This is a genomic window from bacterium (genome assembly GCA_016703265.1).
Lineage (GTDB): Bacteria > Krumholzibacteriota > Krumholzibacteriia > LZORAL124-64-63 > LZORAL124-64-63 > CAINDZ01.
In genome coordinates this window covers 440,168-457,567 of sequence record JADJCK010000001.1, presented here as the reverse complement: position 1 = coordinate 457,567, position 17,400 = coordinate 440,168, and the positions used below count along the sequence as shown (strand labels likewise).

At 71.6% G+C, this 17,400-nt stretch carries 10 protein-coding genes; 7 read left to right on the top strand and 3 right to left on the bottom strand.

The features are described from left to right. Nucleotides 1-21 precede the first annotated feature (21 nt). The 4 genes from IPG61_02055 (at nt 22) to IPG61_02040 (ending at nt 9,584) form a co-directional block, all read left to right on the top strand. A complete protein-coding gene (locus IPG61_02055) occupies nt 22-6,099 on the top strand; it encodes a hypothetical protein (GenBank protein ID MBK6732874.1) in 6,078 nt (2,025 codons plus the stop codon). Nucleotides 6,100-6,239: 140 nt separating this feature from the next. Beyond that, nucleotides 6,240-7,640 (top strand): tryptophanase, encoded by a 1,401-nt coding sequence (locus IPG61_02050; protein MBK6732873.1) that lies wholly within the window; start codon nt 6,240-6,242, stop codon nt 7,638-7,640. A gap of 4 nt (nt 7,641-7,644) precedes the next feature. Next, nucleotides 7,645-8,319 (top strand): hypothetical protein, encoded by a 675-nt coding sequence (locus tag IPG61_02045; protein ID MBK6732872.1) that lies wholly within the window; start codon nt 7,645-7,647, stop codon nt 8,317-8,319. A 371-nt stretch (nt 8,320-8,690) separates the two neighbouring features. Continuing rightward, on the top strand, nt 8,691-9,584 hold the full coding sequence (locus IPG61_02040) for a hypothetical protein (protein MBK6732871.1): 894 nt from the start codon (nt 8,691-8,693) through the stop codon (nt 9,582-9,584). A 115-nt stretch (nt 9,585-9,699) separates the two neighbouring features. Here the strand turns inward: IPG61_02040 and pfkA are convergent, their stop codons facing one another. Beyond that, nucleotides 9,700-10,659, bottom strand: coding sequence for a 6-phosphofructokinase (gene pfkA / locus IPG61_02035; GenBank protein ID MBK6732870.1), 960 nt, complete (start codon nt 10,657-10,659; stop codon nt 9,700-9,702). Next, nucleotides 10,656-12,098, bottom strand: coding sequence for a replication-associated recombination protein A (locus tag IPG61_02030; GenBank protein MBK6732869.1), 1,443 nt, complete (start codon nt 12,096-12,098; stop codon nt 10,656-10,658). The genes pfkA and IPG61_02030 overlap by 4 nt, the downstream gene beginning before the upstream one ends. A gap of 153 nt (nt 12,099-12,251) precedes the next feature. On the opposite strand from IPG61_02030, the gene IPG61_02025 reads away from it, so the two are divergent. The 3 genes from IPG61_02025 to IPG61_02015 are packed head-to-tail and all read left to right on the top strand — an operon-like array spanning nt 12,252 to nt 15,177. Beyond that, nucleotides 12,252-13,436 (top strand): phosphopentomutase, encoded by a 1,185-nt coding sequence (locus IPG61_02025; protein MBK6732868.1) that lies wholly within the window; start codon nt 12,252-12,254, stop codon nt 13,434-13,436. Continuing rightward, a complete protein-coding gene (locus IPG61_02020) occupies nt 13,433-13,867 on the top strand; it encodes a cytidine deaminase (protein ID MBK6732867.1) in 435 nt (144 codons plus the stop codon). Before IPG61_02025 ends, IPG61_02020 begins: the two co-directional genes overlap by 4 nt. Then, nucleotides 13,864-15,177 (top strand): thymidine phosphorylase, encoded by a 1,314-nt coding sequence (locus IPG61_02015; GenBank protein ID MBK6732866.1) that lies wholly within the window; start codon nt 13,864-13,866, stop codon nt 15,175-15,177. Before IPG61_02020 ends, IPG61_02015 begins: the two co-directional genes overlap by 4 nt. A gap of 40 nt (nt 15,178-15,217) precedes the next feature. On the opposite strand, the gene IPG61_02010 is transcribed toward IPG61_02015, so the two are convergent. Further along, the gene (locus IPG61_02010) at nt 15,218-17,359 is read right to left on the bottom strand and encodes a PBP1A family penicillin-binding protein (protein ID MBK6732865.1); all 2,142 of its coding nucleotides are present in this window, start codon (nt 17,357-17,359) and stop codon (nt 15,218-15,220) included. Nucleotides 17,360-17,400 lie beyond the last annotated feature (41 nt).

Here is a 17,400-nt window from a genome sequence, read left to right as displayed (position 1 = left end):
GACGCGTGGTATTGTGCGCCCATGGCACCCGAAACGCACCCCGGACTCAACTACTGGCAGTCCCTGGCGGCGGCCGAGCGTTCGCTCGCCGTGCTGGACTTCGCCGCTGCCGAACACGCCTTCCTGGCCGCCGTCGAGACGCGCCAGCAGTCGGCTTTGCGCGTGTTCTTCACCGAGACCATCTCCGACGGCGTCTCCCGCCTGTGGCACCGCGGACCGCCGCGTCCCGGGCGCTGGGAGCGTCTCTCCGGTCGCTTCCGCGAGCGCTTCCTGGGCGAGGCCGACAAGATCGTGCGCGAAGGCGTGCGCGTTGCCGAGTTGCGCCCGGAAGACGATGCCGAGCGCAACCAGCCCGTGCTCGAGAAGTCGCTGTTCCTGGTCGCACGCAGCCGGGTCTTCGTCGAGGAGCCCGCCTCGGCAGTACCCCTGTTGAAGGGCCTGTTCCGCACGGCCAGCCGTACGGGCCGTCCGTTCGACCTGCAGCTCGTGCGGCACGACATCCCGCTCACCGAGGAAGACCGCCTGTGGATGGCCCGCAAGGGCGGTGAACTGCTCGAGTCCTTCGTCGAGCAGGGTGTGTTGCGGCAGGGCTCTCCCGAATCGCAGGAGTGGGCGCAGGTCTTCCTGCAGCTGCTGCAGCCGCGCTACTTCGGCTCGGCAGGACGGCTGGAGGAGGAGCGCTGCTGGCTCGAGGCCATCACCGCCGACCGCCTGCTGGGGCGCGCCCTGGCCAGCGTCGAGCTCTATCGCGCCTTCCTGCACGTGTGCCCCGGGCCGGCCGCGCGTTCCAGCGAGGCGCGCGTGCGCCTGCTCGAACTGCTGGGCAACACCGACCGCGTGCACTTCCCGGTGCCGCGCTACGACGAGGCGCTCGGCGCCATGCAGTCGGCCGGGCTCGAACCGGGTTCGGAACTGGCGCCGCGGTTCGAGCGCGCCCTCGGCCGCATCGAGTACCGCCGGCCCGAGGCCGGGCCGTTGCCCGAGCACAACCTTTCCTGGGCGTCGGTCGCCGTCGAAGCCGATGGTCGCATCGCTGTCGTGTTCTGGTGGGGCGACCAGCCGCGCGACCTTGCGTTCTGGCGGCCCGGCGAGGACACCGCGGCCCTGGACGCCTTCCTGGCACCGTGTGCCGGTCGTATCGTCGCTGCCGACGAGCATGTGACGCAGGCCGTGGGCGACGCCTGGGAACGCGACCCCGCGCCGTGGTCGGCCGCCGCCGTGCTGACCGCGGTGCTCGAGAGCCGGTTGCCCGGCACCGGCGCCGAGCGTCCGGCGCTCGCGCGCATCGCGCTGGGTGAAGCGCAGCCGTGGCGGTCGGGCTGGGACCCGGCCCTGGGACATCCGCTGCTCGAGCCGCCACGTCGTGCCTCGCTGGGCGAAGGCTGGCCTCAGGGACCGGCCGCGGGCGCCGTTCTGGGCGGGCTGCTCTGGCTCGCCGTGCGCAGCCGCCTGCATGCGGGCGACCCGGCGCTGCGCGCTGGCGTGGGCGCCATGGCGCACCGGGGCGACCCGGTCTGCCGCTTCCTGTATCCCTTCGTCTGCCTGAACGACGAAGCCGGCCGCGCCATGGACGCCACCTTCGAGGCGTGGACGCTGCCCGTGCTGTGGACGCGCCCCGACCCGTTCGGCTGGTCGCTGGCCAGCGCGCGGGGAACGACGCCCGACCCCGAAGCCGAGGAACTGGCCGCCACCGCCGAGCTCGGCCGCAGCGACCTGGCCATCATCTCCACCGGCAACGCGCCGGCCGTGCTTGCGGCCTGGGGCGAAGGCCGGCAGAAGTGGCGCGTGGTGCTGGACCGCTTCGAGCGGCTCGAAGCGCTCGGCCGCGTGGCCGGTGGTGTTGTCGGACCCATCACGCTGATCCCCGCCGGCGGCGGCGTGCACGACCTCGATGCGGCGCTGGGCCTGCTCGAGGACCTGCTGAGTGCGCGCGGTCCGGGACGCGAGCCGCTGCTCCCGCTCCTGCACTGGACGCGCCTGGTCGAGACGCACAACGGCGACCTGCTCGACTTCCGCGACGTGCGCCCGCGCCCCGAAGGCGCCGTGCCCCTGTATGACCGCTATGCGCAACTCGTGGCCGACCTGCCGCGCGAAGCGCCGCGACTGGACGGCGGCGGTCGCACCTGGGCCGGGCAGTTCAGCCAGCGCGTGCGCAAGGCCGGGCTCGTGGCCGGTTCGGTGCAGCACCTGGGCTCGGACGCCGAGCGGCTCGATGCGCTCTGGGGCGTGTACGAGGGCGCCGACGCCTCGTGGGTGTTCCTCGACAGCGCCGCCGTTCACTGGGACCTTTTGCGCCGCGCCGACGTGCAGATCCGCGGGCTGCATGCGCTGCTGCACACGCGCGGCGGCCGTCACCTCTCGCTGCTGACGGGCGCTGCCTGGTTGCGCGGCGAACTGGAAGAACTGCTGGCGACCTGGCTCGGTGTTTTCGGTTCGCCCTACTGCGCGGCGCTCGGCGATGCGCGGCCGCCGCGCCTGCGCCTGGTCGACCGCGGCGCGGTGCCCGATGCGCGCCTGCTCGTGGCAGAGGCGATGGCGGCGCAGGCCGCCTGGACCGAGCGCGTGGCCGAACAGGAAGGCCAGGTCACGGTGCTGGTGCCCACCGACGGCGACGCCGGCGCCTTCTGGTCGCAGGTGGCCTCGGGCCAGGTTGCCGCCGCGGGACCGCGCTGGCGCTTCCTCGACGCCAACCGCGCCGCCGCACCGGGAGACTCGGGTCCGCTCGTGGTGTCGGCGCTGACCAGCCTGCAGGGCGGCGCCGTGCCCATGGCCGCCGGCGACCTGCGCCAGGAATGGACCGACGCCGACGCCGAGCGCCGCACCTATCTCGCCTGGCGCGTGCGCCTGTGCGCCCTCGAGGTCGCGGCACGCCTGGCCGGCCCCTGGAGCTGCGTCGACATCATGGACACGCGCTGGTGGCGGCTGCTGCGTTCGCGCGCCACCGGCGGCGAGGTGACCGACACCGGCGGCTGGAACGGCGCGCGTGCCGCCGCCGCCACCGCCGACAGCGCCTGCCGCACCTTCGACCTGCCCGGCTTCGCGCCCGGCGACCGCGAGACGGCCTGGGGCCGCTTCCTGCCGGCCGCGCGCCAATGGTCGTCGTTGGGCGCAACCGACATCGCCGCCACGGCGGCGCTGGCTTCCGGCGACACCGGCATGCCCGCCGGCGTGAACCTGCTCGTCGGCGACCTGGAACCCGTGTGGACGGCGGTGGCCGCCCGGACCACGCTGGCCTGGGAGCGGGGCGAACTCGACCACTGGGTGCTGCTCGTCAGCGATCACTGCCCGCCGGGCGCCGCGGCGCTCGTGGCGCAGGGCGGCGTCGACGGCATCTCGGCCTGGGGCGGCGAATCGCCGGCCGATTTTCCGGCGCCATTGATGCGCGTGGCGCCTGCCGATTTCGGCGACCCGCACCTGCGCGCCTTCCTGGCCGCACATCCGCCGCGCACGGTCGTGGCCACCGGGCTTTACGAATGGCTGCCGGCGCGCGATCGCGAGGCGCAGGAGTCGGCGCTGGCACTGCGCGCACTGCTCGATGCGCGTGCGCATGGCGTCATCCTGCAGACCGTTTCCATGCCCACGCCGTGGATCCGCTTCGTCGAACGGGCGTGCGGTGCGCGCCTGCTCGGGCCGGCCGCGGCCACGGCGTACGAGCCCGTGACCGAGGTCGTGGAAGCCGGGGTCGCGCAGGCGCCGACCTGCCCGCCCGGGGTCGGTGCGGCCGACCGTGCCGAGGCCGTCATCCGCCGCTTCCAGGGCCTGCTGGCCCGCCTGCGGCCCGTGATGGCCGCGCGCGCCGGCCGTGGCGAAGGCGGAGAAGCCGAGCCGGCGCCGCCGCCGGGACGCCAGCTGCTGCCGCTCGACTGGCTGGCCGCGCTGGGTGGCCTGACCGCCGCCGATGTGGAACAGGGCGCTGGCCTGCTGCGCTGGGTGGCGCGATTGGCGGGCGACCCGCTCTCGGCTGCCTCGGTGCGCGTGCCGGGCGCGCGTCGCGCGCTGGAGAGTCATGCCTTGATGCTGCCGCGTCGCCACGCTGATATCGAGCGCCGGCTCGACCAGCTGGGCGGCGCGTTGACCACCGTGCTGCCGCACTGGCTGGCCGGTGCGCCGGTCGGCGGCCTGACCTGGATCGACCAGGAGCACCCGCCGGTGAAGGTGGCGCCGGAAGACCTGGCCGCCGTCGACACGCTGCTGGTGATGGTGGGCGCAGGCGCCTTCGGCGACGTGGGCCTCACCTACAACTGCCCGCGAGGTCTGCTCTACAGCACGCGTCGCCTGGTCGGCATCTCGCGGCCGGCCGACGAAGTGCTGGCGGCGCTGCAGCAGTCACTGGCCATCTTCGCCGCGCGCCTGTCCGAGGTGGCGGCCGCGGCCATGCCCACCGAGGGCGGGCTGCTCGTGCAGACCGGCGTGACCGACCTGCAGGACGAGGAACGGGGTTTCCTGGCGCTGGGCGCCGCGCTGGGCTACTGGCGCTGGCTTGGGCCGGCCTGCCCGGGCGCCATGCACCTGGTCGACCTGCTCAGCCTGGCCGACAGTCCCACGGTGCGTGCCGGCGACGACGGCTGGCAATTGCTGGGCGCCCTTGTGGCGGGGCGCTTCGGCGACCTCGACCAGCCGGCCGCGACCCCCGACGGCAAGGGCCGGCTTGACCTGCTCGCCGAAGGACGTCGCGGCCTGCGCAACCTGCTCGGCGGCTCGGACGGCGGGCCTTCGCCGGGCGCGGTCGTCGAACGCGTGGCGGCCGTGGCCGGCCTCGACGACGAACAGCATTTCCTCGTGCTGCGCGGCACGCTCGGCACCGGTCGTCACGATGCGCTGGTGCGCGGACTGGCGCAGGCGCGGCAGGCCGCCGATGATCCCGGCGAGGTGACCTTCTGGTGCCCCGACCCCGCAACGGCCGCGTTCATCGCGCGCGAGTGCCTGCGCCACGGCCTGCCCGGGCCGCTCGACATCCGGGTGCCGGAACGCGGCGCGACGCTCGACCTGGGCCGCCCCGGCGGCGCCGAGGCTGCCGATCCGGCCGGCGCGGTCGTGGTCATGTGCGAGGTGCAGCGCTTCGAACCCGAGACCCGCTACCGCATCGCGCAGCTCGGTCGCGGCCGCCGGCTCATCATGACGGTGGACCCGGCTGCCGCGGCGGAACCGTGGGAACACCTGTTCCTCACCACGCCGCGCGCCGACGACATCGTCGAGCTGACGGTGCAGCATCGCCTGGCCAAGCGGCCCTGGGCCGAAGTGGGCATGCTCGCGCCGCTCGACCGCGACCCGGGAGCGACGCGGCGACGCGAGAAGGGCCTGGCCCTGGCCGAGTATTCCGCGAACCTGGACCAGTGCGTGGCCCGCATCGTGACGGCGCGCGAATCGCAGGAACTGGGACCGATGCTGCGTGTGGTCGCGGCGCTGCCTTCGGACCTCGAGTACATCGCCGATTCGCTGCAGGACCGCGGGTGGCTCACGGCGAGCGAACCTCGGCTCGACTGGCTGCTGCTGCCGGGACCGCGTGAACTGCTGGCCGCCGTGGCCGATGCGCTGGCGGCCGCGGGACTCGCGCCCGCGCGCCACGGCCTGCTGGCCGCCGCCGCTGCAGGCGGCGACGGCAGCGACACCACACGCGTGACGGCGGCGCCGCCGCTGCTGCCGCGCTACTTCGAGCCCTCGCTGCACGAGAGCTGCCGCGCGTGGCAGGACGCGCTGCCGCCCGGGCCGCTGCCCGACCTGGCGACCTTCGCCGCCGAGGCCGCGCTGTCGGAGTGGGGGCAGGTCGTCTTTGCGCAGCCCGAGGCACGCGAGCGGGCGGCCGCCGTGGTCGCCGCCTGGGGCCGGGCGCCCCTGGCCGAGCTGCCCGACCAGCCCCTGTGGCAGGCCTGGTGGCTGGTCACGCTGGGCGACTTCGGCGAGCAGCCGCTGGCCGGGGCGCGCCCGCTGGCGCTCCTGGCCGAGGCCGCGCGCACGGGCGGACCGTATGTGCCCGCAGGCGTCTACATGTGCCAGGGAACGGAGGATGCGCGCCGGCACTACGAGGTGCTCGGGCGCATCACCGACCAGGCGCTGGTGCTTTACCAGGTGCGTTCGCCCCTGCCCGGCGACGCCACCTGATCCTGCCGCCGGAACGGCGCAGGCGCCTTGTCCCGCGGGCTCGCAGTGACCATGTTCGTACCGGCGCCGACGGACCAGCCCGCGGCGCCGGCGCCGTGAAGTCGGCGCTTCGACGCGAGCCTCGAGCCCGGGAGCGGATCATGGACTTTGCGTTCGAGCCGTATCGCATCAAGGTGGTCGAGAAGATCCAGCGCGTCAGTCGCGAGGAACGCGAACGGCTGCTGGTCGAGGCGGGATTCAACGTCTTCAAGGTGCCGTCGGCGGCCATCTACGTCGACCTGCTGACCGACAGCGGTACCAGCGCCATGAGCGACATGCAGTGGGCGGCGATGATGACGGGCGACGAAGCCTACGCCTGCAGCAAGTCGTACGCCGACTTCGAGAACACCATCCGCGACATCTTCGGCTACAAGCACGTGATTCCCACGCACCAGGGCCGCGCCGCCGAGGGCCTGCTGTTCGCGGTGGGTGTGCAGCCGGGCCAGGTCGTACCCAATAACATCCACTTCGACACGACCCGCGCCAACGTCGAGCATGTGGGCGGCATCGCCCTCGACTGCGTTGCCGACGCCGGCCTCGATCCCGAACTCGAGGCGCCCTTCAAGGGCGACATGAGCCTGGACAAGCTGGCCGCCGCCTTCGCCAAGTACGGCCGCGAGCGCATTCCCTTCGTGATGCTCACGATCACCAACAACAGCGGCGGCGGGCAGCCCGTCTCGATGGCGAATGCGAAGGCCGTCAGCGCCTTCTGCCGCGAGCACCGCGTGCCCCTGTTCTTCGACGCCTGCCGATTCGCGGAGAATGCCTGGTTCATCCAGCAGCGCGAAGCCGGCTATCGCGACAAGCCCATCAAGGACATCTGCCGCGAGATGTTCGCGCTGGGCAACGGCTGCACGATGAGCGCCAAGAAGGATGCGCTGGTGAACATCGGCGGCTTCCTCTGCCTGGACGACGACACGCTGGCGCAGTCGGCCACGAACCTGCTCATCCTGCGCGAGGGATTTCCCACCTACGGCGGGCTGGCGGGACGCGACCTCGCTGCGGTGGCGCAGGGCCTGCGCGAGGTTCTCGACCCCGACTACCTGGCCTACCGTATCGGACAGGTGGCGCGCCTGGGCAAGCGACTCGACGAGCAGGGCGTTCCGTACGTGCGCCCCACCGGCGGTCATGCCGTCTACCTTGATGCGCGGCGCATGCTGCCGCACCTGCCGCAGTCGCAGTTTCCCGCGCAGGTCGTCACGGCCGCGCTCTACCTGTTGGGCGGCGTGCGGGCGGTGGAGATCGGCAGCCTCATGTTCGAGCATCGCGACCCGGACACGGGCAAGCTCGTGGCGCCGGCCATGGAACTGGTGCGCCTGGCCGTGCCGCGACGCGTCTACACGCACACGCAGCTCGACTATGTGGCCGACATCTGCGGACAGGTGATGGCCCTGGGTGAGCGCCTGTGCGGCCTCGAGGTGACGTGGGAGCCGCCTTCGTTGCGCCACTTCACGGCCCGGCTGCAGCCCGTCGGCGGCGGTCCGCTGCTGCGCGGGGCGTGAGTCGGTGACCGGCTCGACCCGCATCACCTGCGTGGGGCTCGAGCCGGCGGTGGCCCGGCTGGTGGACGATGCCGCGCGGCAGGCGCTCGGCGCGCTGGCGCTCGAGCCGCTCCTGCCGGCGCTGGAGATCTGTGCCGACGACCTGGCCGGCTCCGAGGATGCCTGGCTGCGCCTGCGGCGGGGCACGGCCGGCGAGCCGCCCGGCCTGTCCATCTACTGCCACCCCGACGTGTTCGGGCCGCTGCGGCCGGCCACCGGCACGGTCTACCCGCCGCGGGCCGTCTGGGAAAGTCCCGGACAAGCGCGCGACGAGGAGCCGCTGACGGCGGCCGCATTTTCCCGCGCACGCGCCGACGCCTTCCTGCACCACCACCTGCTCTGGGGCCATGACGTACTCGGCGGCGGCCTGCGCAGCTTCGACGTGCCCGGCCTGCTGGCCGAGGCCTTCGCCGCCTGCTGGGCCGTGACCGTCGACGGCCGCCTGGCCCGCCGGGAACTGCCGGGCTACACCCTGACCGAGCGCCGGGGCCGCTTCAGCCGCCTGTTCTCGACCGGGGGCGTGCTCATGCCGGGACACTGGGAGGCGTTCCAGGGCCTGTGGGAGGGGCTCAGCGAGCGGCCGCGCGAGGTGGTGGCCGTGGCCCGGCGCCTGCCCCGGCTCCACGGTCGGGGAACGTAAGGCGCGGGCAGGGGTTCCCCGGTGTTTGGATTTGCTTTTTGTCGCCATCTGCCCCAATTTCATGGAGCCGCCGGGACGGTCCCGGCCGGGGGTCTGCGGAGACCCCGGCGCGACCGGACACGGCGCGTGCCGTTCCGGCCAATTGCATGTGCCGGGCGGCTTTGTGCGTGCGGCAGTCTCGAGTGCGAGCGGCAGTCTCGAGTGCGAGCGGCAGTCACCTGGCGCGGGATGTACCCGGCGCGGTGATCAGGGCTGTCTCGCCGGCCACGGCCGGGCGGCGCTGTGCCGCCGATCGGCCACGGCCCGCGAGCCGCCTGTTAGCCTTGCGACCCACCGGCAAGGCCTGCCATCACCCTTAGGGAGGTTGATTCATGTTCGGTGTCACGTCCTCGCGTCGCCGGGTCACGATCCTGCTGATGGTCGTGCTGGCCGTCACCCTGTTCGGCCTGGCCGGGTGCAGCAAGAAGGAAGTCGTCGATCCCTACGTGTACGATTCTCTGCGCGCAGTCACGCGTGGCGACACGCTGAGCGTCAATTTCCGCTTCGAGATCGACGCGCCGACGTTCGAGTATGTGCGGGGCAACACCGGCATCATTCGCGACGGCAACATCCTCGAGTTCTTCGTCGCAGAAGGCCTCGAGGGCAACTACCAGCGCCTGGCCGGCGCCATGCTCGGCGTCCGCAAGACGTTCTCGCCGCAGCCGACGCACCTGGTGCTCGAGCGCATCAAGCGCAACGGCGTGGTCGAGGCCGACACGACGACCCTGCGCCGCCCCGCGCACTACACGCTGCCGCGCCTGGTGCGCGCCGGCGCCATCGACCAGAACGTGCCCGGCGCCCCGCTGCCGGAGATCGGCTTCAAGGTCGGCGAGATCGACGAGGCCCGCAGCACCTTCCTGCCCGAGAAGGAAACCGATCCCCTGCGGACCGTGAAGAGCGCCTTCGCGAACTTCGCGTACCGTCCGCGCCACGACCTCGCCGCCGGCGCCACGCCGTCGCCCGAGGACTACGCCTGGTACCTGATCGGCGACACGAGCTCGCTCGAGGTCGTCCAGCTGACCGACGGCGCCGAGTGGATGCTGCACCTGCTGAAGGACAAGGACCTGCCGGTGATCGGCGCCTTCACGCTGATTTCGCTCGAGGACGAGTGGACCAAGCGCCGCGTCGAGCACCCGGGCCTCGGCCATGTGGTGGGCAAGGTGCGCATCGACTGGTTCCAGTACGCCAACGCGTTCGTCGAAGGCTTCGACAACAAGGACCGCTAGTCGCCGCCGCGCGGGCCCGGTCACCGCGGTCGCGATAAGCGTCGGAATGAAAAGCGAAGCGGGCTTTCCCTGTGGAGAGCCCGCTTCCTTTTGCCGTCCTGGCCGGAGCGCCTGATCAGACCAGAAGCTCCATCAGGCGCGCGTCCTTGAGTACGGCCTTGGCCGCCGCCTTGCTCTTCTTCTCGAGCGGGCTGGTCTGGATCTTGTTGGACACGACACCCACCATGATGCCGTGCTGGCCCTCGAACAGCGATTCGGCCGCGTGGTGGCCCAGCCGGCTGGCCAGGATGCGGTCGAAGCCCGACGGCGCGCCGCCGCGCTGCACGTGTCCCAGCACGACCATGCGCACGTCGCGGTTCAGCCGCGCCTTGATCTCGAACGACACGTACGAGGCCTTGCCCGCGCCCTCGGCCACGATGATCAGCGCATGGTGCTTGCCCCGCGAGTAGCCGTCGGCAATGCGGCTGCACACCTCGTCGATCTTCCACGGCACCTCGGGCAGGAGCACTTCCTCGGCGCCGGTGGCGATGGCCGTCTGCGCCGCCAGCAGGCCGTACTCGCGTCCCATCACCTCGATGACGAAGATGCGCCCGTGGCTGGTGGCGGTGTCCCGCACCTTGTCCACGGCATCGATGGCGATGTTCAGCGCCGTGTCGAAGCCGATGCTGTAGTCGGTGCCGGGAATGTCATTGTCGATGGTCGCCGGCACGCCGATGCAGGGTATGCCGAATTCCTTCTCGAGCTTGGTGCCGCCGCGGAAGCTGCCGTCGCCGCCGATGATGACCATGCCGTCGAGCTTCAGCTTCTTCAGCGTCCGCCCGACCGGAGCCGCACCTTCGGCAGTGGCGAACTGGGGATAGCGGAAGGTGCGCAGGATGGTGCCGCCCTTCTGCAGGATCCCGCTGACCGAGCCCGGCGACATCGTCTGGTACGTGCCCTCGGCCAGGCCGAGCCAGCCCTTGTTGATGCCGATGACTTCGGCGCCGTGGCGCCAGGCCGTGCGTACGACCGCGCGCAGTGCGGCGTTCATGCCCGCCGCGTCGCCACCGCCGGTCAGCACTCCGATCCTCTTCATCCGTCGCCTCCTGGATTGCCTGTTGCCGGCCGTCCGTTGCCGGTGCGGTCGTCGTCCGTTGTTTCCTCGCCGGCAGCGCGCCTGCGCCGGCGTTCGTGCCATAGCCTGATCTGCTCGATGCGGCCCGCCAGTTCGGCCTCGAAGCCGCGGCGGCCCGGCTGGTAGAAAGCGGTGCCGGCCAGCTCGTCGGGCAGGCAGGTCATCTCGCCCAGCCCTTCCGGCAGGTCGTGAGCGTACACATAGCCGTCGCCGTAGCCCACTTCTTTCATCAGGCGGGTCGGCGCATTGCGCAGGTGTAGCGGCACCGGGGGATTGGTGCCGCCGGCCACTTCGGCCGCCGCGGCACTGTACGCGCGGTACAGTGCATTGCTCTTGGGCGCCAGCGCCAGGTAAACCGCGGCCTGCGCCAGGGCCAGTGCACCCTCGGGCATGCCCAGCTGGTGGGCGGCGTCACGCGCGGCAATGGTGCGCACCAGGGCGTCGGGGTCGGCCAGGCCGACGTCCTCGCTGGCGAAGCGCACCAGGCGCCGCGCCACGTAGAGGGGATCCTCGCCGCTCTCGAGCATGCGCGCCAGCCAGTACACGGCCGCCTGCGGGTCGCTGTTGCGCATGCTCTTGTGCAGCGCCGAGATGATGTTGAAGTGCTCCTCGCCGGCCTTGTCGTAGCGGGCGGCGCGCGTCTGCACCAGGCGCGTGACGGCGGCTGCGTCGAGCGGCGCCTCAGCGCCCTCGTCGCCGGCGGCCGCGGCCACGCTCTCGAGCAGGCCGAGTGCGGCGCGGGCATCGCCCTCGCTCAGGCGGGCGAGCAGGTCGAGAGCCTCGTCGGCGAAGGCGGGGCGTCCGTCCAGTCCCTGCGGCGCGGCGGCGGCGCGGCGCAACAGGCGGCCGACATCCTCCACCGAGAGCGGTGCCAGCACGAACAGCCGCGTGCGCGAGATGAGCGCACTGTTCACCTCGAACGAGGGGTTCTCGGTGGTGGCGCCGATCAGGGTGACGTCGCCGCGCTCGACCCACGGCAGCAGCGCGTCCTGCTGGGCCTTGTTGAAGCGGTGGATCTCGTCGAGGAAGAGGATGGTGCGGCGGCCGGTGGCGCGCTGCAGGCGTCCCGCCTCGGCCATCACTTCCTTCAGTTCGCGCGAGCCGACGGCCACCGCGCTGTACTCGAGGAAGCGCGCGCCGCCCAGGCCGGCGACCAGTCGGGCCAGCGTGGTCTTGCCGCAGCCGGGTGGGCCCCACAGCAGCAGCGAGGGCAGGTTGCCGGCCTGCAGCAGGCGGCGCAGCGGTCCGTCGGGCCCGATCAGGTGGACCTGGCCGACCACCTCGTCCAGCGTACGCGGGCGCATGCGGTCGGCCAGCGGGGCCAGCGCCCCGTTGGCCGCCTCGGCCCGCGGGCCGGGTGCCGTGCCGTCTTCACCGCCGCCGAACAGGTCGCCGCTCATGCCTGCCGCCACATCCCTGCAGGGCGCGCCAGGCGCCCGAAGTTGCTGCCAGCCAAGGCGAAGCCGGGTTGACGAGGCCCCATGGCGCCGTTAACCTGAATCCGCAACACGCGATATTCGAACACGCGGTATTCTTGGTGAAGGAGAGTCCGCATGGCAAGGGCCATTCTCATCGTCCTGGACGGCCTGGGTGTCGGCGGCGCCCCCGACGCCGCCTCCTACGGCGACACGGGCAGCGACACGCTGGCGAACATGGCGGCGGCCGTGGGCGGGCTGACGGTGCCCAACCTGGCCTCGCTGGGCCTGGGCAACCTGCACGCCATCCAGGGCGTGACGCCGGTCGCCGCTCCGCGCGCGGGCTACGGTCGCCTCGTCGAGATCTCGGCGGGCAAGGACTCTACCACCGGCCACTGGGAGCTGATGGGCGTCGTCACCGAAGAACCGTTTCCGACCTATCCGAACGGTTTTCCGGCCGACCTGCTCGCCGAGTTCACGCGCCGCACCGGCTACGGCGTCATCGGCAACAAGGCGGCCAGCGGCACCGCGATCATCGAGGAACTGGGCGACGAACACCGCGCCACCCGCAAACTGATCGTGTACACCTCGGCCGACAGCGTGTTCCAGATCGCGGCCCACGACGAGGTCTGCGATATCGACGAGCTGTATCGCGTCTGCGCGATCGCCCGCGAGATGCTGCAGCCGCCGCACCAGGTCAGTCGCGTCATCGCGCGGCCGTTCCGCGGGCCGAGCGGCGCCTACGCGCGCACGCCCCAGCGCCACGACTACTCGGTGCTGCCGCCGAAGGAACTGCTCCTGCCCGCGTTGCAGCAGGCGGGCGTGCGCGTGGACTCGATCGGCAAGATCTACGATCTCTATGCCGGCATGGGCATCGACCGCACGCATCCCTCGAGGAACAACGCCGAGGGCATGGCGAAGCTGGACGAAGTCTACGGCGCCGCTGCCGACGGTACGCTCATCCTGCTCAACCTGGTCGACTTCGACATGCTCTGGGGCCATCGCAACGACCCGCAGGGCATGCGCGGCGGTCTGGAACAGTTCGACCGCTGGCTGGGCGGCTTCCTGCCGCGCCTGCGCGCGGGCGACCTGCTGCTGATGACGGCCGACCACGGCAACGACCCGACCACGCCCAGCACCGACCACTCGCGCGAGATGGTGCCGCTGCTGGCCTGCCTGGGCGGCCTCGAACGCGGCACGGACCTGGGCACGCTCCAGGGCTTCATGGATGTCGCGGCCACGATCGCCGACTTCTTCGGCGCGCCGCCGCCGCGTCGCGGGTCCAGCTTCCTGGCCCGCCTGAACCAGCGGGGTACCGCATGAACGAACGGCATCGCCAGCTTGTCGAGGCTGCCTGCGAACAGCGCCTGCGCAGCTCCTCGCCCTACTCGCGGTTCCGCGTGGGGGCCGCGTTGCTCGGGCGCAGCGGCACCATCTATCTCGGTACCAACGTGGAGAACGCCAGCTTCGGGCTGTCGATCTGCGCGGAGCGGGCGGCCGTCTGCCGCGCCATCGCCGACGGCGAGCAGGCGTTCGAGGCCATCGCCATCTGCGCCGACGGCAGCGAGCCGACGCCGCCGTGCGGCGCCTGTCGGCAGGTGCTGCTGGAATTCGGCGGCGACCTCGTGGTGCTGATGGCGGGCAACCGCGGCGCCGCCGGGCCCGTGAACACGTCCACGGCCGGCGAGCTGCTGCCGCTGGCCTTCATCGATTTCAGCGCGAACCTGGCCGACGAACGGGACGGGAAGCGATGAACGCACTGGACATCATCGAGGCCAAGAAGCGCGGGCGCGAACTGGCGGCGGCCGACATCGACGGGCTGATCGCCGGGTTCACTTCCGGTGCGGTGCCGGAATACCAGATGGCGGCGTTCCTGATGGCCACGTGGTTCCGCGGCATGACGCCGCAGGAAACGGCCGACCTGACCGGCGCCATGTTGCGCTCGGGGGAACAGCTGGACACGGCGCGCCTGTCGGGGCCCACGGCGGACAAGCATTCCACCGGCGGCGTGGGGGACAAGGTGAGCCTTCTCCTGGCGCCCCTGGCGGCCGCCTGCGGGCTCAAGGTGCCCATGCTGTCGGGACGTGGCCTGGGCCATACCGGTGGCACCCTGGACAAGCTGGAGGCCATCCCGGGCTACGACATCCGCCTCGGCAACACGCAGTTCCTGGACATCGTCGAAAAGGTGGGCTGCGCCATCATCGGGCAGGGTCCGACGATCGCCCCGGCCGACGGTCGGATCTACGCTTTGCGCGACGTCACCGGCACCGTCGACTGCGTGCCGCTGATCACGGCCTCGATCATGTCCAAGAAGCTGGCCGCCGGCCCGGCCATCGTCATCGACCTCAAGACGGGCTCGGGCGCGTTCATGCGCGACATCGAGCAGGCCCGCGAACTGGCCACGGCGCTGGTTGCGGTCGGTCGCAGCTACGGGCGGAAGATGGCGGTCGTGTTCTCGGACATGGACCAGCCGCTCGGTGTGGCCATCGGCCATGCGAACGAGACGCTCGAGGCCTTTGCGGCGCTGCGCCCGGGCGGCCGCCAGGCGGCGCCGGCCGACCTGGTGATGCTGACCGAGGAACTCACCGCGGACATGGTGCGTGTGGCCGGGGTCGAGGCCACGCCCGAGGCGGCAATGGCCCGCGTGCGCGCGGCGTGGGACAGCGGGCGCGCCCTGGCGGTGCTGCTGGACTGGGTCGTCGCCCAGGGCGGGCGCTTGGAGCCGGGTCGTGACGACTTCGGGCTCGACTGCGCGCCGGCCGCGAACGAGCTGCTGGCGCCTCACGACGGCTGGCTGGCGACCGTCGACTGCCGCCAGATGGGCCTGGCCCTCGCCGACCTCGGCGCCGCGCGCCGCCGCGTGGAAGACAAGCTCGACCTGTCGGCGGGGATGGACTACCTGGTGCGCGTGGGCGAGGCCGTCACGCGCGGGCAGCCGCTGGTGCGCGTGTCCTGCCGTGATCGCGCCAGGGCGGAGACGGCGGTGGCGCGCCTGGGCGCGGCCATGACCGTCGGCCGGGAACCGGCGGCGACGCGTCCGCTCATCCTCGGGCGGCTCGAATAGCCGCCCGGCTGGAATTCCACCGGGCTGGAATTCCACCCGGCTAGAATTCCAGATCGCCCTTGTCGATCGAGCGGAAGTCGCGGCCGCCTTCGCTGCCGTCCAGCGGGCGTCCGCCATGCACGTCGCAGCGGTCGCCCGGCTCGTGGCCTGACAGGAAGATCTCCGTCCGCACCGAATCGCAGCCGGTCAACGCCAGGCGGCCCGAGCGCATGCAGACGGTGTGGTCGACGATGCCTGCCGGGCGCGCGAACTGCTCATCACCCTTGCGCGCCGTGACACGTCCCATGAACGCGGCCCAGATCGGCACCGCCATGCGCGACCCGGTGGCGCCGCGGCCCATCGTGACCGGATCGTCGAAGCCCACCCAGACTCCCGCACAGAAACTCGGGGTGTAGCCCACGAACCAGGCGTTCGTGTTGTCGTTCGTGGTGCCGGTCTTGCCGGCGCCCGTGCGCCGGAAGCCGTTGCGCGAGACGCTGGCCGCCGTGCCCTCGGTCAGCGTGCTGGTCAGCAGGCTGGTCATCACGTAGGCCTGGGCCGGGTCGATGGCTTCGTGCTGGTTCACGCGGGATTCGAAGAGCACCTCGCCGTCGACGGTCTCGACCTTCGTGATCAGGTACTGGTCGGGCCATACGCCCTGGTTGGCGAAGGCGCTGTACGCGGCCACGACCTGCGCCAGCGTCACCTCACCGGCGCCCAGGAACAGCGACGGAACCTTCGGCAGGTCGTCGGAGAACCCGAGCTTGCGCAGGTTCTCGAGCACGGGATCCAGGCCGAAGTCCAGGAAGAGCTTGGCGGTCGGCACGTTGACCGAGTGGCTCAGGGCGAACCGCACCGTCATGGGGCCGCTGAAGGTCTCGGAGTAGTTTTCCGGGGCCCAGAGGCTGGTGCCGGTGTCGAGCACGAACGGCGTGTCCATGAGGATGGAACTCGGCGTGTAGCCGCGCTGCAGCGCCGTCAGGTAGACGAACGGCTTGAAGGTCGAGCCCGGCTGCCGCTTGGCCTGCATCGCCATGTTCCACTTCGAGTCCTCGAACGAGCGCCCGCCGATCAGGCCCAGCACCGCGCCGCTGTGCACGTCCTGGAGCAGTGCGGCGCCCTGCAGGTAGGTCACCTTGGGAGGCCGCTTGCCGGCGGCGACCAGGCGGTCATAGTCGGCGCGCGTCTGGCGCTTGGGCCGGTTCTTCTCCTCCTCGAGCAGGTGCGTCTCCAGCGCGTCTTCCATCCACTCCTGGTACTGGGGCACCAGCGTGGTCCACACGCGCAGGCCGTCCTTGTACAGCCGCGTGGCGCCGTAGTCCTTCTCCAGCTGCTTGCGCACTTCCTCCACGAAATACGCGGCAAAACCGGCCGAGGCGGCGTACGAGTCCTCGTCGGCCGCGCGCACCTTCGTGTTCCCGATGGCTTCGGCTTCGGCGCGGCTGAGGTAGCCGGCGCCGATCATCGTCTCGAGCACGGTCGCGCGCCGCGCGTAGGCGGCCTCGGGGTGGCGCAGGGGGGAGAAGCGCTCCGGCTGCTGGATCATGCCGGCCAGCATCGTGCACTCGGCCGGGCCCAGGTCCCAGACGTCGCGGCCGAAGAAGATGCGCGCGGCGGCCTGCACGCCGTAGGCGCCTTTGCCCAGGTAGATCTGGTTGAGGTACATCGCGAGGATCTCGTCCTTCGTATAGAGGGACTCGATCTGCGCCGCGACGATCCACTCGCGGAACTTGCGCGTCATGCGCTTCTCGCTGGGCAGCAGCTTGGGGAAGAGGTTGCGGGCCAGCTGCTGCGTGAGCGTGCTGGCGCCCGGGCTGCTCTTCGAGGTGAGGTTGATCCAGATGACGCCGACCACGCGCCTCAGGTCGATGCCGTAGTGGCTGTAGAAGCGCTTGTCCTCGACCGAGACCACCGCCTGCTGCAGCACCAGCGGGATGCGGTCCAGCGGCACGATGGTGCGGTTCTCCGTGAAGAACTCGCGCAGCGTCTCGCCGTTGGCGGCGTAGATGACCGTCTTCACCGAAGGGTCGATGGTGCGCAGCGTGTCGATCGGCGGCAGGTCGCGCGCCAGCCAGTTCAGGCCGATGATGGTGCCGCCGAGCGACAGGACGAACAACGCGAGCGACACCCACAGCAGGCGCCGCACCCAGTGGCGGGGGACGTTCCGGTCCAGCAGTCCCCGCACATCCAACGATCTCAACATGCACCCTCCCTGGCGCGCCGCGCCGAGCCGGGCGGCAATGC